Consider the following 20927-nt stretch of genomic DNA (forward strand, 5'->3'; position numbering starts at 1 on the left):
GCATATACAGATTCCCCATCCATCTGCTTTTTTGTTTATCATATGCCCAACCTCCATCGCTTATTCTCCACATGAAATTCACGCTCGCCCTGATCGCAGCAATCCTCATCTCACTCGCTTGGCTTATGCCTGTTCATTACCGTCCATGGGTGACTTATACAGGTGAGCTATACGCATTTTTTGCGTTATTTGCTTTGTTTGCGATGTGTCTAAAAGATCGGTTAAGCCTTCCTAAACTGACTTTGCCTTTATTGCTCTTGGCATGTGTTCCTTGGGTGCAATATAGCTTGGGACATGTTTATTTTTTCAGTACTGCACTGATGACCAGTCTACTTGTGCTGGGTTTTTGGCTTTCAAGTGTATTGGGCTATAACTTATCACTCGTTCAAAGCAAACGAGAAGAAACATTTCGCTATCTGAGCTATGTGTTTTTAGTATCTGGTACCGTGACAGGTCTCATTGCTCTATGTCAGTGGTCGAATCTAGATGCAGTGTTACCGGGTATGGTCAATATCAGTGGCACACAGCGTCCATTTGCCAATTTTGCTCAGCCAAACAATATGGCAACCTTTTTGGTGATGTCACTCATGGCAACGCTCTATTTGTATGAGAAAAGGCAGCTTGCAACAAAGTGGCTCGTATTATGTGCAGTGCCAATGCTCATGGGTATTGCACTGAGTCAATCACGTACCTCTTGGGTGGCTGCCGTCGCGATTCTGATTTATCTCGCTATTTACCAATATAAAGGTGTGATCCGCCTGAAATGGTATTACAGCATTATATGGTTTGTTTTCTTTATTGCGTGTATTGCTGTTTTCCCACTACTTAGCCAGTTAGCTGCTCAGGTGATAGATGCAGATATAGTGCAAAGCCGTGATGTAGTTGCTCGTGCTACCGGCGATATGTCACGCCTCGCAATCTGGCAGCAAATGATTGCCGCGATTCAGGCTCAGCCATGGTTTGGCTATGGTTGGTATCAAACTAGCGTAGCGTTCGTTTCAATCAGCGATACCGTACAAGGCCCGGTCTGGATTCGAAGTGCGCATAATTTTATTATCGATTTCCTGCTCTGGAATGGATTGATCATTGGTCTGGCGTTCTTGGCATACTTTGGTTATTTGGGCTATCAGTTGCAGCGCTGGGCGAATACGCCAGAGTCTGTCATCGGGATCTTGATGATCGGGACTTTTGTGACACATGCCATGTTTGAGTTTCCACAGCATTATGCCTATTTCCTGTTGCCAGTAGGTTTTATTCTGGGTACGGTTTTGGCACAAAATCCAAAAATTAAAATAATAGTTATGCCATCAATCGGCATGAAATTCATTTTTGCTGTCGGATTGCTTTTATTGATTGTGATTTATCGGGATTATGATGTTGCTGTACCCAAACTTGGGCAAAGTATTCGTTATGAAAAACAGCCGGAAAAAATCACCAATGAAAAACCAATTTATCTGTTGACCGAGTTTAATCATCGTATTGCCTGGATTCGTCTTAATCCTTATAGCAAAGCATCTCCTCAACAGGTTCAAGCAGGTGAGCAGATGGTATTAAGTTATCCGACTAAGTATAACCTGATCAAATATGCCAAATTGCTAGCTTTTAATGGTTATGAAGATGAAGCCAAGCATCAGTTGCAACGCTTAAAAGTCATTCAGAAAACTGAACTTAGTTATGAGGAATTGATTCAGGATATGCCAAGATAAATTCCCTATAAAAAAGCCAGCAAGAGCTGGCTTTTTTATTGATTCATTCTAAGTTTAGAGCTGGCTTTGAATATAGTTTTCAATACCAATACTTTCGATGAGATCTAACTGAGTCGTAGTCCAGTCCAGATATTCCTCTTCTTTTTCCAGAATTTCACGTACTAAGTCACGGGTTACATAATCCATCTGTGTTTCTGCCAAAGCGACGGCCTGCTGAATGACTTCAATATTTTCTTTTACTTTACGTACATCACAATGCAGTACTTCTTGAGTATGCTGGCCAATATATAATTTGCCAAGATGTTGCAGGTTTGGTAAGCCTTCCAGAAATAAAATACGTTCAATGATTTTATCGGCGTGCTTCATCTGGCGGATGGATTCTTTATATTCTGCCGAACCCAGTTTTTCAATGCCCCAGTCATTAAACATGCGTGAATGCAGGAAATACTGGTTAATCGCGGTCAGGTGGTGATACAACACCTGGTTCAGCTGATTAATTACATCACGATTGCCTTTCATTGTATCACTCCATATAGCCTGTCAACCCATTTATCGCTATGGGTTTTTGATTAACTTATCTTAAATCAATCGAGCGAGCAATGGCGAGTAATTTATTGAACTGCAAATGAAAATCGCAATCAAAAAGCTTCAGGTGAAATATAAAGCAATAAAAACCCGCCAGAGTCAGAGGCGGGGGAGGAGTAATGATACGAGACCATTGATTTTATAATTATCGTTATCCGCTTTAGGCAGCAACCGCTAGCCGTGCAGCAATCTGGGAAATTTCATCACTGATGATCATACGGGCTTCTGGAGCGCAACGACCACAACATGTGCCTAGGTCAAGCATTTCACGCACATCACGGTAACTTTCGGCGCCATTTGCAATAGCATCTTTAATGTCTTGATCTGTAATGCCACGGCATAGACAAACGTACATAGGACACAACCACAGTGAATAAATAAGATAAGAGATATTATTGATAATTGTTATCGTTTGTCAATAAAAATCATTTGAAAATGCTTTTTATAATGATTGATGATTCAGATAAAAAAATACCACCTAATAGGTGGTATCTCTTAATTTGCTATAACTTATTGATTGATAACGACGATGCCATCCATCTCAACTAAAGCACCTTTCGGTAAGCTTGCTACACCTAAGGCAGCACGTGCTGGATAAGGTTGAGCAAAGTATTCCCCCATAATCTGGTTGACGAGCTGAAAATGAGAAAGGTCGGTTAAGAAGATATTTAGCTTTGCAATATCAGCCAATGAGCCACCTGCTGCTTCACAAACCGCTTTCAGGTTATCAAACACACGGCGAATCTGAGCTTCGATGCCTTCGACCAGTTCCATACTATATGGATCCAGACCAATCTGGCCGGATAAATAAAGCGTATCCCCGACTAGAATTGCTTGTGAATAGGTACCTATGGCAGCCGGGGCATTTTCAGTATGGATTACTTGGCGGAACATTAATTTCTCCTTTTATCAAATGGAGCGTAAAACTCTGTCCTGAAAGTCAGAGATATAAGCAATACGACATAAAATGTCGTTGAATTTTTTAAAAATCAATACATTTAATTTAACATGATCTAAAATAAGCTCATGAAAACACTTAAATTACGCATAAAAGACAAACATTGCAAGGTGCTAGACCAATTAGCAGCTGAGGTGAACTTTGTTTGGAATTATGTGAATGATTTGAGTTTCAATCACCTGCAAAGAACAGGTAGCTTTTTCTCAGCATTCGATATGGCTAAATACACAAAAGGAACTTCAAAATTGTGTGGTTTGCATAGTCAAACAGTGGATGCAATCAGGGAAGAATATGCTGGTAAAAGAAAACAGTTTAAAAAAGCAAAATTAAAATGGCGTGTGAGTAATAAGAAGTCAGCAAGACGTTCACTTGGTTGGATACCATTTAAGAAGTCGGGGATAAATTACGCTGATGGCTATGTGCAATACGGCAAACAGAAATTTAACCTATGGGATAGTTATGGTATAGGCAAATACAGCGTTAAAACAGGCTCATTCGTTGAGGATAGTCGTGGGCGCTGGTACGTGTGTCTTGTTGTGGAATCACCTAAACAAGATAAACCGACTTCTACTAAAGCAATTGGTATTGATCTTGGTCTAAAAGATATTGCTACCTGCTCAGATGGTACTGTGATTTCAAATCCAAAGTTCTATAGAAAGTATGAACAAAAACTAGGTATAGCTCAACGAGCAAAAAATAAGAAACGTGTTCGTGCATTACACGCTAAGATTGCAAATTGTCGTAAAGATCATTTGCACAAAGCAAGCACCATGCTTATTAAAAACAATGCATTTATTGTTGTAGGTGACTTAAGTGCCAAGAAACTTGTAAAAACTAAAATGGCGAAGTCTGTTTTAGATACAGGATTTTCAGCACTAAAAACGATGCTCAAGTATAAATGCGAGAACGCAGGAGTATTGTTTGAGGAAGTCAATGAAGCCTATACCACCCAAATGTGTTCGTACTGTGGTGAGATCACCGCAAGTAGTCCGAAAGGTAGAGCAGATTTGCGAATAAGAGAATGGAAGTGCGTGAACTGCGGTACAGCTCACGATAGAGATAAAAACTCAGCTCTAAACATTCTTGCGCTCGGGCATGAGCGTCTAGCAGTAGGAATCCCTGTCTTTTAGGTCGGGGAGGATGTCAACATCAACATACATCATATTAGATCATTGCCATGGGCAAAAGCATTATCGTTTTAAATGATTAACTGGCTTTAGAGGTTTCAGCAATATTGAGCGACTGTTCTAAGCGGGTAATACGTGGAAAACCGAAATGCATGCGTAAATCACGAATAATCTTGGCAATCTGTTTACGGTTATGCACCACAATATTTACATAAGTTTTGCCATCATAATTACGTACCATCTCTACACCTGTATGGCCTTTACGACATTGATAAATCAGATCAGAAATCTGTTCATCGTCCATGGCCTGATCAATACAGAGATAGGCAGTAAAGCTAACATCATCCAGATCTTCAGTCGTCCATTGTAGAGGCATAATATTTTCAGGATGCATGTGTTGTTCCTGCAATAAATTATGGCAACGGGCACGATGTACAATCAGGCCACGACGAGTCAGATGACCTTGAATTGGATCACCAAGTACCGGGTTGCAGCAATGTGCGTATTTAACATCTACACCTTCTGTACCCTGAATAAGACGACCTGAACTATTCGCATTTTGATACTGGTCATGTGCAAATAAATGGTTAGCAACCAGTTGTGGTAATAAGTCACCTACAGCAATCTGTTCAAATAGTTGCTCTTTAGTGGGAACATGACGCCATTCCAGTACATTTTTCCAGTCAGCTTCGGTCAGATCGCGAATAGAACACTGGAAAAGTTTTAAGGCACGGTTGAGGGCCTGTTGACCCACAAGGCGCTGTTCATCAATGTCTTGATCGCGCAGGATATTCTGAATCGCGCGACGGGCTTTTTGGGTGTTAATAAAACTGAGCCAGTCCGGGTTTGGAGTTGCTAGGACATCAGTAATCACTTCAACGACCTGACCACTCAATAATGGTGTAGAAAGTGGTTTAGTTTCACCATTAATTTTGGCGCCAATAGCATGGTTACCGAGGAACAGGCTGGCGGCATAGGCAAAATCAACAGCAGTCGCACCTTGCGGCAGCTCATGCAGATGACCATGAGGGGTATAAACCCAAATTTTTTCCTGATGCAGATAATCCAGTAATTCGCTGAACGTAGTTTTGGCGCATTTACCATCAACCAGTACGTTCAGATTTTGCATGGATGCCTGAATGGCAGAGCGGCAGGCTTGAGGGGCATTTTCACCAAGTACGACACCAAAGCGTGCAGCTTTACGCATCAGTTCTGTTTGAATAGTCAGCGACAGGGTGGTCTTTTCACCTTTTAAGCGCATGGTTAAAGACTGGTTGCCGCCAGGTAGAGGACGACGGATATTATCTTGGTAATTTTGAACTGTAAAACTCTCAGTCAGGATATCGGCAAGGCGGTCACAGTCAGCAATACTCTGTAAGATAATTTCAAATGCGTGGCTATGGGTAAGTTCCTGTAGATCAATATCATTTTTTACAAAGTGACGTAATAGCTCGATATTATTGTTTTTCTTTTTAACCCGGCCTTCAATGGCATATTGCTGTAGTAATTCGTTAAGTTTCTGTTCCCACTTGGCCTGATATTCACAGCGTTTAGGCTTGGTCTCCAGAAGGGCAGCCTGGACATCGTTATACATATCCAGATCCAGATTCTGATAACAGAGATGTTCCAGATTATCTGCCATTTCATTCATGCCGACCAAGCGTGCCATTGGAACAAAAATTTCAAAGGTTTCGCGGGCAATACGGGCGCGTTTATCCGGGCGTAATGCTTCCAGCGTAGTCATATTGTGATAGCGATCTGCCAGTTTCACAATAATGACACGTGGATCCTGTAGAGTCGCTTGCAGAATTTTACGGAAAGAGGCCGCTTTATTATATTCCTTATCACTAGAATGGCTGAGCTTGGTGACACCATCAACCAGCTCTGCAACCGTGCTGCCAAATTTTTCAGTAATGTCATCTTTATTGAAGTCGGTATCTTCAATGACATCATGCAGCAGCGCTGCCATTAAGGTTTCAGTATCCAGACGCATATGGGCCAGAATACAGCTCACTGCAATAGGGTGCAGAATATAGGGTTCACCACTTTTACGGGTAATGCCATCATGGGCAATATCGGCATAATCACAGGCCGCAAGCACACGTTCGACATCGCTTTCACTTAAGTACGCGTCGATAATAATTTTTAACTGTTGCTTAGCTTCACTGACCTGTGGGCCTGGCATAAAACACCTTTAAAACTGGATTTTTTAACAAATAAAACAGAGAAAGCTCGTATGAAATGTATAACATAAAGTGGGTCAGTTTTTTCATATCAACGAGTGAAAAATTTATACTGACTTTAGAGCTAACTCTTATGTTATAACCGTTCTGCGCAAAATATAAAAGTCACAGAACAAAAAAAGCCTAGTTTAAAACTAGGCTTTTTGGAATGGTTTATTCTTATTGGAAAGAAAAACCATCTAAATTTAGATTATTTGCAGAAAGAGCAAGGTCTAAACTTGAAGTTTGATAATCTTGATCACGTTGTTTCAAAATATCTTTTGATACATGACCTGCAGCGATTTCACGTAAAGCAACTACAGTCGGTTTGTCATTGTCCCATTCTACAGTTGGTTCAATGCCTTGACGTGCCAATTGACGCGCGCGTTTGCTTGCCACTAGTACAAGCTCAAAGCGGTTGTCTACATGGTCTAAACAATCTTCAACGGTTACGCGTGCCATAAGAATTCTCGTTTTGAATAGTAAATTTCAACAGACTGCACAGTATAAAATGCTTTGTCTGGAGACTCAAGTTTTAATCACTGTTCGCTTGGAGTAATTAGAGCCTGGATCAATTTTTCATGGCGGGTCGCTTGCTGGGAAAGGACCAATCGATTGGCAATTATCACAGATTCAAGATCATGTAATGCCTTATTAAAGTCATCATTGATAATGACATAATCAAAGTTGACATACTGCTGCATATCTTCGACTGCACAGCTAAGACGGTGTTCAATCACTTCAACAGAGTCTGTACCGCGGTTGGAAAGACGCTGACGCAAATCAAACTGGCTTGGCGGAAGAATGAAAATCTGTTTAGATTCAGGAAAAAGTCGACGAACTTGTTGTGCACCTTGCCAGTCAATTTCAAGTAATACATCATGACCTTTGGCAAGTTGTTCTTTTACAGTCGCTTGCGCTGTGCCGTAATAATTACCAAAGACTTCGGCATATTCAATAAAACCACCTTCTTCGACCAGGTTTAAAAAGTCTTCTTTAGTCGAGAAATGATAATGTACGCCATCGAGTTCGCCAGGTCGTTGACCGCGTGTCGTATGAGAAACAGAAACATGAAGATTGTTGACGCGTTCAAGTAATGCTTTAACGAGGGATGTTTTGCCCGTTCCAGACGCTGCAGAAACGACAAACAAGAGACCCGACATGATATTTTTCCTGATATGATAAAATATCTTCTCTATTTTAGAGTAGACCGGCTTTAAACTAAATAGTTGTACGTCGATTGTTTTACATTTATTTCAATTGTAGCGCCATAAATTGAGTGAGTATTGAGGATTTCTATGGAAATTGTTTTAGCTAACCCGCGTGGTTTCTGTGCCGGTGTGGATCGTGCCATTGCGATCGTGAACCGTGCCCTAGAATGCTTTAATCCACCCATTTATGTGCGTCATGAAGTAGTCCACAATAAATTCGTAGTTGATGACTTACGCCAGCGTGGTGCGATCTTTGTCGATGAGCTGGATGAAGTGCCAGATGACAATATCGTGATTTTTAGTGCACATGGTGTGTCTAAGGCTGTACAGCAGGAAGCTGAACGCCGTGGTTTAAAAGTCTTTGATGCGACCTGTCCTCTAGTCACTAAAGTACATATTGAGGTGACCAAATATGCACGTGAGGGAGTGGAAGCGATTCTGATTGGTCATGAGGGCCACCCAGAAGTTGAAGGCACCATGGGGCAATATGATAAAAATAATGGCGGTGACATTTATCTGGTCGAAGATGAAGAGGATGTTGCCGCTTTAACAGTTCGCAATCCTGAGAAAGTCGCTTTTGTAACGCAAACAACTTTGTCGATTGACGATACAGCGAAAGTCATTGATGCGCTTCGCAAAAAATTTCCGAATATTCAAGGCCCACGCAAGGATGATATTTGCTATGCGACACAAAACCGTCAGGATGCAGTACGTGATTTAGCTGCACGTTGCGATGTTGTGTTGGTTGTAGGATCACCAAATTCATCCAATTCAAACCGTTTGCGCGAACTCGCGGAACGTATGGGTAAATCGGCTTATCTGGTCGATAATGCAGATGAGCTCAAACAGGAATGGTTTACCAATATTTCTAAAATTGGGGTAACTGCAGGTGCTTCCGCCCCGGAAATTTTGATTAAGCAGGTGATTCAGCGTTTACAGGATTGGGGTGCACAGGCACCCAAAGAACTGGATGGGCGAGAAGAGAATATTACATTTAGTTTGCCAAAAGAGTTACGTATTCCTGTAACACAGGCTTAAATTGTTAACTATTTAACAATTTATTTTTCATTAAAAAATAAACAGATAGCTATAATATGATAGTTATCTGTTTTTTTATGCCTTTTATCTACTCTGTGTAGGTTTTGTAAAATTTATAGATATTATTTTTAATAGGGGAAAGTTTTGGAGCTGGGGAAGAGTGTGCAAAAGAATAAAGGTTTTACGTTAATTGAGCTCATGGTTACAATCACAGTACTTGCAATTCTTACAACAATTGCAGCGCCTTCTTTTGGGAATATGATAAAAAACCAAAAATTTAAGTCAAATACAAATGCCTTGATCGATAAGATCAAGCAAGCACGTACTTATGCGGTATTGAATCATCAAGGGGTTACTTTAAAGCTAAACGTTGCTGGGACAGATAATCCACCTGTTTTTAACTGGATTAGTGAAGGCTCAGCGCGGCTAAAAAATGCGTCTGACGCGGAAGTCGAATTCGATAAACAAGGTTTTTTGCGCTCTACCTTTGATGTAATTGAAGTTTGTAAGAATACGGGTAGCAGTGAATCAATAAAAATTACCCTGACAGCATTGGGACAAATACATAAGGTTGAAAAGGGAGCTTGTACATGATTTCAAAAGATCATCAAAAAGGTGTTGGTCTGATTGAGGTATTAGTTGCCTTAGTTGTGCTGGCAATAGGTGTACTTGGATATGTGATGCTGCAAATGAGAGCATTAGAGGCGACAGCAGAAAGTGCTCAGCGTGTACAGGCAATTAATATTGCCCGTGATCTGGCTGAACGTATCCGTGTCAATAGAGATGGATGGACATTTGGTACAGCCTCTAAATCCTATCTCACAGAGATGTCAGATGCTGAAAAACAAACAGATACTAATGATAAAGACTGTGGATCAGTAACAGCAGAATGTAATGGGTCAGAGCTTGCAGATTATGATGTAAAGGAAATTGTTACTTTTGCTCAAAATTTGGGTATGAGTATGAATTTGATGCAATGCCCAAAACAATCTGCGTCTAGTACAACCAATGGGCGTTATTGTGTATATGTTGCTTGGGGAAATACATCTGCAACAAATGATGCAGGAACAACAGATTGTACAAATGGAGCTTCATACAATACTAAATCGACCTGTGTGATTATGGAGCTTTACCAATGAAACAAACTGGTTTTACGCTCATTGAACTCATGATTGCGATGGCATTGGGTTTAATTATTGCTGCTAGCGCAACTTTATTGTTTTTATCTGGACAGAGAAATCTCATTTTACAAAATGGTGCGAATAGTTTACAGGATGACCAAAGTTTTGGCCTTTCTTATCTGACATCTCACATTCGCTTGGCTAATTTGAATAATAATTTGGCTACGGTAAAGCCTGATGTCGCTAAGTCAGGCATTATTTTTAATAAAAATAATCTGCCAAGTGGGGTCACTAGTCGTGCAGACTTTAATGATAAGTACAGCTCCTTAACTACGGAAGATGAAAGCAACTTTACCAGTACGGGTGCAGTGAAAAATGATCAATTAGTTATTCAATATCGTCCTGCTGAGGTTGGTGGATTTGATTGTGCTGGTGGGAAAATTGATTCACGGAATGAATTTATTGTGGAGCGATATTTTGTAAGAGCAGACAATAGCCCTGCTAATCATGAGACTACAGCACAGGAAAAGAAAGTTTTGGCTTGTGCTGCAGGAAGATATAGCATCCCTGAAGAGGGTGCTACAGCAACTCTAGATTCCACACTTTATAACAATGGCGAAATTATTTTAAAAAGAGTTGAGTTATTTAAGGTGAGATTCTTAGTTCAGGAGGGGGCTGCGAAAAAATATATGACTTTGGAAGAGTATGCAGATCTTACCTCAGATCAACCACGTATTTTATCGGTACAATTGGCGGTGATTTCCAGAGCTTCTGATACTAGTACGGAGAGCACAATACCTGTTGCACCAACTTTTAAATTATGGAGTGATTTTGAAGTAACGTTGAATTCAGACCAGCCTAGACGTTATTTAAGGACTCCTATCGTGCAGACCGTTGCATTGCGTAATGCTTTGGGGGATCGATAATGTATAAAAATCAACATGGTGCTACCCTCATTGTCGTTCTCCTATTATTGGTGGCTATTACGGTAATAGGTGCTTTAGCTATTCGATCAAGTACTACGCAACTTCGAGTCGTTACTTCCGCTCAAGCTCAGCAGCTGATGATCCAAAACTCAGATGCTGCACTATTTCAGCTTGAAAATCCGACTGACCTTGAGCGGAGTATGGCATTGAATGGCATGTTTGGTTTCATTAAGGCTGAAGATGATTCAGGGAAGGAATTGGTATTTTGCTATAAAGCAGGTGACACTCGCTTTTTTGATTTAAGCAAAGCGAGTCTGATTAATTGGGATGGAAATACTGTAACGAATAATGGCTTAAGTCAGCTTGGTTTTTGTAAGATCGATGGCGGATATTTTAGTACTCACCGTAAAACAGTCATGACGCAAATTGCAATTAAGGCAGCAGATATGTCTGAAGCAGCGGCTTTCCAGCACATGCAAACCGGAACTGATTCAGAAAGTGCAAAAGCAGATCCAGCACAGTTGTATACGGTGGTGGCTACAACAATTTTTCCAAACCTTTCTGAAAATACTAATTTAACTAGCAGTCAGTTTTCATCAGCTATAAAAAATTGTTTTAGCAATCATTTTAATGCAATTCCTGAAACAAAAGTTACATCTTTAGAAGGTGAAATTACTGATGAATCAACTGAAGATGAAAAAGAAGCAATTAAATTAGCGAAATTAACAGTTTCACAGTGTTTAACGGATTTAGGTGTGCCGACACATACACAAGTGGCAACCTACTCACTTATGCAAAATATTGGTAAATAATTGGGGACATAGCAATGAAAAATAAGACAAGACATGGCTTAGTCACAGGGTTAACTGCGTTAAGTACAGCAATGATTTGCCAAACAAGCATGACCTATGCCAGTGATATTGAAATTTATAAAGCTCCGACAACTGGTGGTGCTAATCTTATGTTAATTCTTGATGAATCAGCTTCAATGGCACATGGTGAAAGTAGCCAGACTCCAATTACCAATGATTTTAAAGCAAATAATAATTATTGGTGTCAAACTCCACCGTCTTCACCTAATAAAACTGATTTTCAGAATCAACGTGGTTATTATTTTGATGAAACTCATAATCTAGAATATGAAAAAGAAGATAAATCTAAAGAATCTTATTCATATACGGGTAGATATTGTTTAATTGATAAATCTGTAGTGGATGGGCTCTCTAATACTTTAAATAAAACAAATTTTGAGAAGGGATGTACCTTATTACAAAACTATACAATTAAAAGAACTGTATATTCTTCAGGTAGTGGTGCAAAAATCAAATATTATGTTGGTGATGTAACTGTACCAGCACGAGATGTTTATAAGTGTTCAGATCGTCGCACGGCTTTGAAAAAAAGTTTAGCAGAGCTAATAGGTAATGCTGATAATTTGCCGAATAATACAGTTATAGGTATGACGGTATTTCCAAACCACAAGACGCTACATGATCCAGTTACTCTTGACGATGAGGGTAGAATAAAACTTTTAAAAAAAATTAATAGTTTTGGGGCAGGAACTTCTACTCCTATTGCTCAGGGTTATAGTTATGGGGCATCTGAGTTATTAAAATATATGTCAACCGCTGCGAATCAATGTGCAGGATACGGGGTTTATTTCTTAACCGATGGTGAGCCTCGCTCTGACTCATTTAAAGGTTCAACAAGTGCTACTAGTAGCGCTTATCTGAATAAATATTTGGACAGCGATTCGCAATTAACTTATGACGAAGTTAAAACTGGTTCTGGTAAAAATCAGAAAACTGAAACTATAGGTAATTGTACAGATTCTTGGGAATGTCTTGATGTAGCAGCTGGATATTTGGCAAATAAAAAACATTCAAAAAAATTAGAAGTTAAAACTGCTGTTGTCGGATTCGGAAGTGAATTTAGTTTCAAAGATGTATCTGGTAGTAATATACTTTTTTCAAAAAATTATACTAAATCGGATGTAGATAATTTATTTAGTACTGCTTTCCAAAAAGCTGCAGCTAAGGCGGCAATTTCTGGGAAAGGTGGATGGTTTAGTGCCGATAATACTGCTGATATTGTTGACAGTGTGCAAAAATTTGTTGAATCTGTGAAGGTCCCTATTCCAGCAATTACTACGGGTACGGCTGCAATTCCGCAAGATCGACTAAACCCGATAGTAATTCAGTCCTATGCCTATTTCCCTCAATTTCAGCCAAAGCCGTCTGAAGACTTTGAAGCTTGGTTTGGTAATTTAAAAAAATTCAGTGTTAAAGATGGGGTGTTGGTTGGACAGAACGATGAGAAAGTTTTTGGTGCAGATGGTGCTTTAAAGAGTGCAACAAAGGATTTTTGGGTGAATGGTGCCTCTGCAGATTTAGCAGTTTACGGAGGCTTATTGAGTAAACTTAATTTGCAAGTATTTACTAATGGTGCTGATTTTGCAAGAAAAGTATTTACAAATGCGGGTGGTTCAATTCAGAAAGTTAATCTGGAATATATGCAGGAAAAAATCGCTACAGGTAATAATAAATACTTGCTGGGAGCGCTTGGTTATGATTTGTCAGAAACTGAATTAGATGAGCTAGCTGCATTAGATTCTCTAGAGCTCACAAATTTAGAGAACAGGAAGCAAAACCGCTCGATAGGTGCAATTATGCACTCTACACCAGTATTACTCACTCAATCAGGAAAAATTACTTATAGTGATACTAAAAAATCGAATGAGACTGTTGATCGCGATGACTATATCTTATTTGGAACGACACAAGGCGCATTGCATGTTGTAAAGACTGGCCGTGAGGCAGATACATATGCGAATGATGAGACTCCTGCTGATTATGATGGCGGTAAGGAAATCTTTACATTTATCCCAGAAGAAATGTTGGCTGCTCAGCCAAAGGCTTTATTAAGTGAACCGAATACCACAGGTAATGGTATGGATCATTTGTATTACGGTATTGATGGTGCATGGACAGCGCATACGGAATATGTCTATAACAATAGTTTGGATAAGTTTGAAGTTAATCCAACTTCTGGGAAAAAAGGTAAACAATGGGTTTATGGTGGTATGCGTATGGGTGGTTCCAGCTATTATGCCTTAGACTTAACAGATATTGATTCACCAACGGTTAAATTCAGAATTGATCCAGCAGCTAAGACAATTTCTGATGTTGATGGCAATGGAGATCCTATTGAAGGTACAGAAAGAACGGTTGGTTATGTTTATAAAAATGGAAGTACTACAGGTACGCCTTATACAGATTTAGCTAAAATGGGACAAAGCTGGTCTAAGCCGACAATTGCTTATGTACAGTGGAAAGGGCAACGAAAATTAGTCATGATTGTTGGTGGAGGCTATGATCCTGAATATGAAGATTTCCGTACCGGCAAAAGTGCTAAAGGTGCAGGTGTCTATATGTTCGATGCTGATACAGGTGATTTACTATGGACGACCTATGATGCATCTGGTGGAGATGAAGATAATTTAGAATATAGTGTTGTCAGTCAAATTAAAGCAGTGGACCGCGAAGGAGATGGTGACGTAGATCATCTGTATTTTGGGGATTTAGGTGGGCAAGTATTCCGTATTGATTTGAAATCCGACCATGTTTCTTCCGACTCAAAAGCTGACTTTGGTAAGGTTACTCGTTTAGCTAATTTTAAAGAAACAGGAAAATATGCACCTCGGTTCTACGAAATGCCAGCATTCAGTATATATCGTAACGCTACTGGTATATTTGCAGTACTTAGTATAGGAAGTGGTAATCGAAGTACACCTTTATTAGGGAAAGTAATTGATTCGCAATATGTGACCCCAGATGAAAGTGATACAGAGAATCAGAAATTATTGAATGATGCAATTTATAATATTTATGATTTAGCCGTTACAGATAAAAATCCTGCGAATTCAACTAAAGGACCATTGAGTATCGGCCGTAGTAATTTACAACAAATCACAGATGAAGATCGCGAGCTAGCTTCTGATGAAGACCAGGCCGGTGAAGACTATAATGAAAATTCTTCCTATAAAGGCTGGTATTATGAATTTCCTTCTTCTGCTTCAATTGGTAACCGTAAGGCGGTAGAAAAAGTTCAGAGTGATTTAGTGTTGTTGGACTCAGACTTATATGTGAGTACTTTTGATGCTGAAGGTGTCGGTAGTGAGGAGGCTTGTGGTGCAGGGATTTATGGCTCAAGTCGTGCGTATAGATTCTGTATGCCATATGGACAATGTGGAGCAGGCGATACAGTTGAAGATAATACTATGACCTTGGGTAAGGGGCTGTTAGGTATAACTCTAGGCCAGAGTACTGATGCGAATGGTGTTCCTTATCGTAGCATCATTGGCCCTGTTGAAAATCGAAATCCTACTAGCAACAAAATTTTAAATACATTATATCGTAATAAAATAAAGCTGACTCCTTATAGTTGGTACGAGCGAAATTAAGGAGGATATGGTGAACGAATATAAAAAGGGTTTTACACTAATTGAACTAATGATTGTAGTGATGGTGATTGCTATCATTGCTGCAATCGCTTTTCCAAGTTATCAGAGTTATATACAGCGTTCTGATGAAGCTGTAGCAAAGCAGCGAATACAACAAATTGCAACTGAATTGGAGAAGTTCAAGGCTCGCCAATTTAATTATCTGAATTATGCTATTGAAAGTGGAATGGATTATTATCCGACTTCTACCAATGCTAAATATACGTTTAGTGTTAAAGATGGTGATGACACAGATAATGCACTGACAGATACAGATGCAACTGGTAGAAATTGGGTGATTCTCGCTACCCCAAGTGCGAGTTATCCAAAACTGCAGCAATTTGTCATGACGAGTACGGGACTGAAGTGTAAAAAAGTACAAGGTAGTACGATTGATCTGGGTTGTAGTGGGGAAGCTTCATGGACAGATTAAGAAATGGTTTTACACTTATTGAATTAATGATCGTGGTGGCAATCGTCGGTATATTAGCTGCTATAGCTTTGCCATCCTATCAGGGTTATAAGATCAGGGTAAATCGAGTAGATACTCAAGCAGAACTCATGGAAGTTGTGAGTAAAATTAATCGTTATAAGATTGCAAATTTTCATTATAAAAAGTCAGCTACTACAACAATTAGTTTGAGTGATATAGGGGTTTCAGGGGTATCTGAAAATGGGCTTTATAATTTGAGTCTAGTTTTTCCTGCTGAGATAAAATCGGATGGTTCTACAATAGCTAATTATACACGTTGGGTATTAATTGCTGATCCTATTACGTCAGAATCGCAGCGAGGAAATGGTGCAATGTGTATTGATTATCAAGGATTCCGACATTGGTCAAAGACAACAACGCCAACAAATTGTGCAGCTTCATTGATGAACACTTCTACTTGGGACGGACGCTAACCAAATTCAAAATTGTGGATAACCAACTTTTGATCTTTCATTCAGGGCAAACTTCGCGTAAAATATTGCCCTCTATGAAAGGGGTTTGAAGTGTTCCGGTGGTCGGTACATGAATAATCCGTAAAAACTATAAGGTTCTATCATGGTTGTTATTCGTCTTGCACGCGGTGGTGCTAAAAAACGTCCGTTCTATCAAATCATTGTGACTGATAGCCGTAATGCACGTGACGGTCGTTTCATCGAACGTATCGGTTTCTTCAACCCTACAGCTCAAGGTAAAGCAGAAAAACTTCGTTTAGATGCTGACCGTTTTGCTCATTGGGTTTCTCAAGGTGCTCAACCTTCTGAACGTGTTGCTTCTCTAGCTGCTCAAGCTAAGAAAGCTGCAGCTGCTGCTTAATTTTAAGGTAGCAGGTAGCCCATGACACCAACACAGAATGTTCCCGAAGATCGTATTCAGATTGGACAGTTACGTTCAGCATATGGATTAAATGGGTGGCTCTGGGTCTATTCCAATACAGAACCTATGAGCAACATATTTGACTATCTGCCTTGGTACATTGAGACCAAAGCAGGATGGCAAATTGTCGATGTAAAACGTTGGAAACCACATGGTAAGGGCCTGGTTGTTTCGCTGAAGGGTGTGAGTGATCGCACCGCAGCAGACGGTCTGGTTGGTGCTAATGTCTGGATCTCTAAATCGCAACTACCTCAACCAGGCGTGGACGAGTATTACTGGTCTGATTTGAAAGGTCTAACAGTGTTAGGTCTGGATGAAGAAGAACAGGAAGTGAATCTCGGTCAAATCCATGAAATGTTTGAGACAGGTGCCAATGACGTGATGGTGGTTCGCGCTACTGCTGACAGCGTCGATGGCGAAGAGCGAATGATTCCATGGCATAAAGATGTGGTACAGCGTGTTGATCTCGAAGCTGGTCGTATCTACGTAAATTGGGGCGTAGATTATTAATCCTTAACGGGATTAACGCAGCAGGAAAATGAGGAGTCTGCGGTGTTCTTTGCAGTCATTACGCTTTTTCCTGAAATGTTTGAAGCGATTACAGCCTACGGTATTAGCGGGCGCGCAGCAAAACGTGATTTGATGCAAATTCATTGTATTAATCCACGCGAATTTGCTGAAGGGAATTACAAACGGGTGGATGAACGTCCATTTGGGGGTGGTCCCGGTATGGTGATGATGGCTGAGCCATTAGCAAAAGCAATTCATCGTGCCAAAGAGCTTGCAGTGCAAGCGGGTGCAGTTAACGTTCCTGTGGTGTATATGTCACCGCAAGGAAAAACCTTAAATGAACCTGCAGTACAGGACTTCGTTAAATATGATGGCTTGATTGTACTGTGTGGACGTTATGAAGGTGTCGATGAACGTTTGATCCAGAAATATGTTGATCAGGAATGGTCGATTGGAGATTACGTATTATCGGGTGGCGAGCTCCCTGCGATGGTGTTATTGGACAGTATTATCCGGAGACTTCCGGGTGCAATGTCAGATGAACAATCTCACGTGCAAGACTCATTTGTGGATGGTCTTCTAGATTGCCCACAATATACCAAGCCAGACCATTTCGAAGGTATGGATGTACCGGACATCTTGAAATCGGGACATCATGCCAATATTGAGAAATGGCGGTTTTTGCAGCGATATCAGCGCACTTTGGAACGCCGGCCTGAGTTGGTAGAAAAAGTTGAACTGACCAAGCAGCAAAAGAAATGGCTAAAAGATGAGCGAGGGTGAGTAAAGCATTGCTTTACCCGAGCGCAAGGCGAGAAGCTATGCTTCGAGCAAGCTAAACTGCTTAATGTAAATTAAGTACATAAATAGGCTCTTTATGCATTGAAGCGGTCAAGCATAAAGGGAAAGTCAATCGGGTCTATGCGATTCAGCCTCTATACCCAGCGATGATCAGACCTCTTCTGACTCGCACATATTGGAGATACCCCATGAGCGGTAAGCATCCTTTAGTACAAGCTGTTGAAAATGCTCAGCTTAAACAAGACATCCCAGCTTTTGCACCAGGTGACACAGTAGTTGTCCAAGTAAAAGTAAAAGAAGGCGACCGTGAACGTCTACAAGCGTTCGAAGGCGTTGTCATTGCTAAGAAAAACCGTGGTCTGAACTCTGCGTTCACAGTACGTAAAATTTCTAGCGGTGTTGGCGTTGAGCGTGTATTCCAAACTCACTCTCCAATCGTTGCTAAAATCGAAGTGAAACGTCGTGGTGACGTTCGTCGTGCTAAACTTTACTACCTACGCGAATTGTCTGGTAAAGCTGCACGTATTCGTGAAAAATTGCCAGCTCGTAAACAAGGTTAATTTTAGCCTTGCTTATCTGCAAAAAAATGCGCCTTTAGGCGCATTTTTTTATGTTTAAATTTTATAAACCTTGTAATTTTAAACGATTAGCATGCTGACGGTAAACATCTACAGGGTCTGGTGCGAATATACTCTTCAATCCGAGGACCTGGTTCACTTCATCCAGATGGTTCCAGTTGTAGTTGTCCCGAATCGTCTTGCCAAACTTGGCGCTACAACGAGCCACTAAACCATCATTTTCTTTACCACCATCAATTAAGAGACTCGTGACTTTGAGTGCAGAGTCAAGATCCAAAAGATTGGTCACTGTTCCTACGCCAGTAAAGGAATAGTTGTAAATCTCTTTATTACCGTATTTCCATCTATATTCACCTTCACCACAGGCTGTGGTGGGCATGCCAATGGGATATCTCTGATTAAATTTCGCAGAGCCTGATGCCGTTAAACTGCTGCCACCCGCAAGTGAATCATGCGGATAAGAGTTTGGGTCCAGGCCTTGAGCCCAGGTAATGGCTTTAGAAACCAGATTTATTGTGCCGACCAGCGGCGCTTCAATAGCAGTCCCTTCAGCTTTTAGAATCAGGTCTGCAACCGGTGAACCTTTATGCGGTGCACCTACTGTGGTTAATGAAGCCACCAGTTTAGGTTCTGAACCAGCTACGTAACGAATCGTTGGGCCACCATGTGAGTGTCCGATTAGGTTAACTTTATCTGCTCCGGTAATTGCGGCAATTTCCTTAACCTGCTCCAAAAGTTGTTCACCGCGAATTTCAGAGGAGTTAAAAGGGGAGACCCGTGTTGCCCAGACATTCGCACCATTACGGGCCAGATCTGGTAAAATCTGATACCAGTAATCCAGTCCAAACTGGTCAGTGCCAACCCGGATGAAACCCGCCATACCATGTGAAAATACAATCGGATATTTGGTTTTGGCATATTGTGAACTGGCTTTCGCCGTCACCTGACTGGCCTGAGTGGAGGCATGAGCCGTGAAGCAGGTCGCTGCCATGAGCAGGCTTGCTGTTAATACTCCATATTTCATCATTATTTCCTCATTCTTGTTGTTGTGTTAAGGCGATCCTCGCCATAATGTGGGGAATAGCCAGCTTAGAAGCTGACCCATTAAGCGTTTTGAGTTTTTTATCTCCTTAGTTTTTTAAAGTGAAAATAACGAAAAAGCCCTTATATCCGTAGATATAAGGGCGATGAAAATTATAGATTCTGAAGTTTTAAACGATTGGCATGCTGACGGTACATCGCCACCGGATCTGGAGCAAACAGGCCTTTAAGACCAAACATCATATTGGCCAGATCGGTATGGTTCAGTTTGTACTGGTCATTAATCACCTTACCAATAAATGCACTACAACGGGCAACCATGCCATCATTGTCTTTATTGCCATAAGATAAAGGGCCAAGCTGCATCAGGATGGTATCAATATCCAGTGCATTGGTCGCTTGAGCCACACCGGTCCAAGAATAATAATAGATACCGTTGCGATCTTTTGGTTTCAGGTTCTTATTACAATTTTCTGTTGAGGCTAAGACACCATCCTGCACCATATGTTTAGCCACGCTGGCATTAAAAGAGCTAGAGCCAGTTTGGGTCAGGGATTTCATGGATGCATCGAAATCAATTTCCAGTTCAGGTTTGAACTGTCCCAGTGCGATCAGTGGCCCGATAATATAATCACCGAGAATATTGAAAGCAGTGCGGGTAAGAGTATTGTTCTGAATATCGTCGGCCACTTTAGAGCCATGATAGGTGCCTGCGACCCCCGTAATGGATGCAATCTGCGCTGGTCTAGTCGCTGCCACATAAAGTACTGTCGGCCCTCCATGTGAGTGACCAATAAGATTGATTTTTTCCTTCCCTGTAATTGCCAGCACTTCATCGACCTGATGAATGAGCTGTTCACCACGGTGAGTCGTGGTATTGGCAGGCGACAATTGGGCGGCAAACACGGTCGAGCCATTACGAGCCATATCCGGCAGAATCTGATACCAGTAATCTAAACCAATGGTATCGGTACCTATGCGTTGCCAGCCTAACCAGCCATGCACCATTAGAATGGGATACTTGGTTTTGGCATAGTCTGATTTGGCTTTTTCAGTGACCTGAACTGCACTTGCTGCTGCCTGGGTTTGTGTTGAAAAGCCAAAACCGAGACCTGCTGCCAAGGAAAGTGCCAGCATCTGTGTTGTTTTAATAAAAGTACGCATAACCGTTCCTTTGTTCATTTTATTGTTATAAAAAGCAATCATTGCTCGGGAGTATTGATGCGCGATAAATAT

At 40.8% G+C, this 20927-nt stretch carries 22 protein-coding genes; 14 read left to right on the forward strand and 8 right to left on the reverse strand.

Going from position 1 to position 20927, the window contains the following annotated elements:
* Positions 1-71 precede the first annotated feature (71 nt).
* Positions 72-1706: a PglL family O-oligosaccharyltransferase gene (locus AC4MCC_RS01655; protein WP_491885608.1), complete on the forward strand. Its 1635-nt coding sequence runs from the start codon at positions 72-74 to the stop codon at positions 1704-1706.
* 54 nt (positions 1707-1760) lie between these two features.
* Here AC4MCC_RS01655 and bfr read toward each other — a convergent pair whose 3' ends face one another.
* From bfr to AC4MCC_RS01670, 3 genes are all read right to left on the reverse strand, one after another.
* The gene (gene bfr, locus AC4MCC_RS01660) at positions 1761-2225 is read right to left on the reverse strand and encodes a heteropolymeric bacterioferritin subunit Bfr (protein WP_034705394.1); all 465 of its coding nucleotides are present in this window, start codon (positions 2223-2225) and stop codon (positions 1761-1763) included.
* Between the two features lie 226 nt (positions 2226-2451).
* Positions 2452-2646: a bacterioferritin-associated ferredoxin gene (locus AC4MCC_RS01665; RefSeq protein WP_004787097.1), complete on the reverse strand. Its 195-nt coding sequence runs from the start codon at positions 2644-2646 to the stop codon at positions 2452-2454.
* Positions 2647-2801: 155 nt separating this feature from the next.
* A complete protein-coding gene (locus AC4MCC_RS01670; protein WP_104425645.1) occupies positions 2802-3185 on the reverse strand; it encodes a RidA family protein in 384 nt (127 codons plus the stop codon).
* A 132-nt stretch (positions 3186-3317) separates the two neighbouring features.
* Between AC4MCC_RS01670 and AC4MCC_RS01675 the strand changes: the two genes are divergently transcribed.
* Positions 3318-4379 carry an RNA-guided endonuclease InsQ/TnpB family protein gene (locus tag AC4MCC_RS01675; protein ID WP_491885609.1) on the forward strand — a complete coding sequence of 354 codons (1062 nt, stop codon included), beginning with the start codon at positions 3318-3320 and terminating at the stop codon, positions 4377-4379.
* A 76-nt stretch (positions 4380-4455) separates the two neighbouring features.
* Here the strand turns inward: AC4MCC_RS01675 and AC4MCC_RS01680 are convergent, their stop codons facing one another.
* From AC4MCC_RS01680 to gmk, 3 genes are all read right to left on the reverse strand, one after another.
* Positions 4456-6561, reverse strand: a complete 2106-nt coding sequence (locus tag AC4MCC_RS01680) for a RelA/SpoT family protein (protein WP_491885610.1) — start codon at positions 6559-6561, stop codon at positions 4456-4458.
* Positions 6562-6778: 217 nt separating this feature from the next.
* Positions 6779-7060 carry a DNA-directed RNA polymerase subunit omega gene (rpoZ, locus tag AC4MCC_RS01685; RefSeq protein ID WP_004650579.1) on the reverse strand — a complete coding sequence of 94 codons (282 nt, stop codon included), beginning with the start codon at positions 7058-7060 and terminating at the stop codon, positions 6779-6781.
* Between the two features lie 77 nt (positions 7061-7137).
* Positions 7138-7761 carry a guanylate kinase gene (gene gmk / locus AC4MCC_RS01690; protein WP_004787090.1) on the reverse strand — a complete coding sequence of 208 codons (624 nt, stop codon included), beginning with the start codon at positions 7759-7761 and terminating at the stop codon, positions 7138-7140.
* A 135-nt stretch (positions 7762-7896) separates the two neighbouring features.
* Here gmk and ispH point away from each other — a divergent pair, with 135 nt between their 5' ends.
* The 12 genes from ispH to rplS all read left to right on the forward strand — a co-directional run bounded on the left by ispH (position 7897) and on the right by rplS (position 18632).
* Positions 7897-8847 carry a 4-hydroxy-3-methylbut-2-enyl diphosphate reductase gene (gene ispH, locus AC4MCC_RS01695; protein ID WP_180031245.1) on the forward strand — a complete coding sequence of 317 codons (951 nt, stop codon included), beginning with the start codon at positions 7897-7899 and terminating at the stop codon, positions 8845-8847.
* Positions 8848-9009: 162 nt separating this feature from the next.
* Positions 9010-9441, forward strand: coding sequence for a pilus assembly FimT family protein (locus AC4MCC_RS01700; protein ID WP_432242168.1), 432 nt, complete (start codon positions 9010-9012; stop codon positions 9439-9441).
* On the forward strand, positions 9438-9986 hold the full coding sequence (gene pilV, locus AC4MCC_RS01705) for a type IV pilus modification protein PilV (RefSeq protein ID WP_432242169.1): 549 nt from the start codon (positions 9438-9440) through the stop codon (positions 9984-9986). Before AC4MCC_RS01700 ends, pilV begins: the two co-directional genes overlap by 4 nt.
* A complete protein-coding gene (locus AC4MCC_RS01710; protein ID WP_491885611.1) occupies positions 9983-10894 on the forward strand; it encodes a prepilin-type N-terminal cleavage/methylation domain-containing protein in 912 nt (303 codons plus the stop codon). The genes pilV and AC4MCC_RS01710 overlap by 4 nt, the downstream gene beginning before the upstream one ends.
* Positions 10894-11706 (forward strand): pilus assembly protein PilX, encoded by an 813-nt coding sequence (locus AC4MCC_RS01715; protein WP_491885612.1) that lies wholly within the window; start codon positions 10894-10896, stop codon positions 11704-11706. Before AC4MCC_RS01710 ends, AC4MCC_RS01715 begins: the two co-directional genes overlap by 1 nt.
* 14 nt (positions 11707-11720) lie before the next feature.
* Complete coding sequence (locus tag AC4MCC_RS01720) at positions 11721-15356, forward strand: pilus assembly protein (RefSeq protein WP_491885613.1); 3636 nt, start codon at positions 11721-11723, stop codon at positions 15354-15356.
* Positions 15357-15366: 10 nt separating this feature from the next.
* The gene (locus AC4MCC_RS01725) at positions 15367-15828 is read left to right on the forward strand and encodes a type IV pilin protein (protein ID WP_491885614.1); all 462 of its coding nucleotides are present in this window, start codon (positions 15367-15369) and stop codon (positions 15826-15828) included.
* On the forward strand, positions 15816-16301 hold the full coding sequence (locus AC4MCC_RS01730) for a type IV pilin protein (protein WP_491885615.1): 486 nt from the start codon (positions 15816-15818) through the stop codon (positions 16299-16301). The genes AC4MCC_RS01725 and AC4MCC_RS01730 overlap by 13 nt, the downstream gene beginning before the upstream one ends.
* A gap of 142 nt (positions 16302-16443) precedes the next feature.
* Complete coding sequence (gene rpsP / locus AC4MCC_RS01735) at positions 16444-16701, forward strand: 30S ribosomal protein S16 (RefSeq protein ID WP_004826436.1); 258 nt, start codon at positions 16444-16446, stop codon at positions 16699-16701.
* A gap of 21 nt (positions 16702-16722) precedes the next feature.
* Entirely contained in the window at positions 16723-17271 is a 549-nt protein-coding gene (gene rimM, locus AC4MCC_RS01740) for a ribosome maturation factor RimM (protein ID WP_004787070.1), read from the forward strand.
* Between the two features lie 42 nt (positions 17272-17313).
* A complete protein-coding gene (gene trmD / locus AC4MCC_RS01745; protein WP_491876480.1) occupies positions 17314-18054 on the forward strand; it encodes a tRNA (guanosine(37)-N1)-methyltransferase TrmD in 741 nt (246 codons plus the stop codon).
* Positions 18055-18260: 206 nt separating this feature from the next.
* Positions 18261-18632: a 50S ribosomal protein L19 gene (gene rplS, locus AC4MCC_RS01750; protein ID WP_004787066.1), complete on the forward strand. Its 372-nt coding sequence runs from the start codon at positions 18261-18263 to the stop codon at positions 18630-18632.
* Positions 18633-18693: 61 nt separating this feature from the next.
* Here rplS and AC4MCC_RS01755 read toward each other — a convergent pair whose 3' ends face one another.
* Together AC4MCC_RS01755 and AC4MCC_RS01760 are read right to left on the reverse strand one after the other, a co-directional pair.
* Positions 18694-19674, reverse strand: a complete 981-nt coding sequence (locus AC4MCC_RS01755; RefSeq protein ID WP_491885842.1) for a lipase family alpha/beta hydrolase — start codon at positions 19672-19674, stop codon at positions 18694-18696.
* Positions 19675-19844: 170 nt separating this feature from the next.
* Positions 19845-20855 (reverse strand): esterase/lipase family protein, encoded by a 1011-nt coding sequence (locus tag AC4MCC_RS01760; RefSeq protein ID WP_491885616.1) that lies wholly within the window; start codon positions 20853-20855, stop codon positions 19845-19847.
* Positions 20856-20927: the final 72 nt, after the last annotated feature.

The sequence above is a fragment of the Acinetobacter sp. CAU_H_56 genome (genome assembly GCF_058599425.1).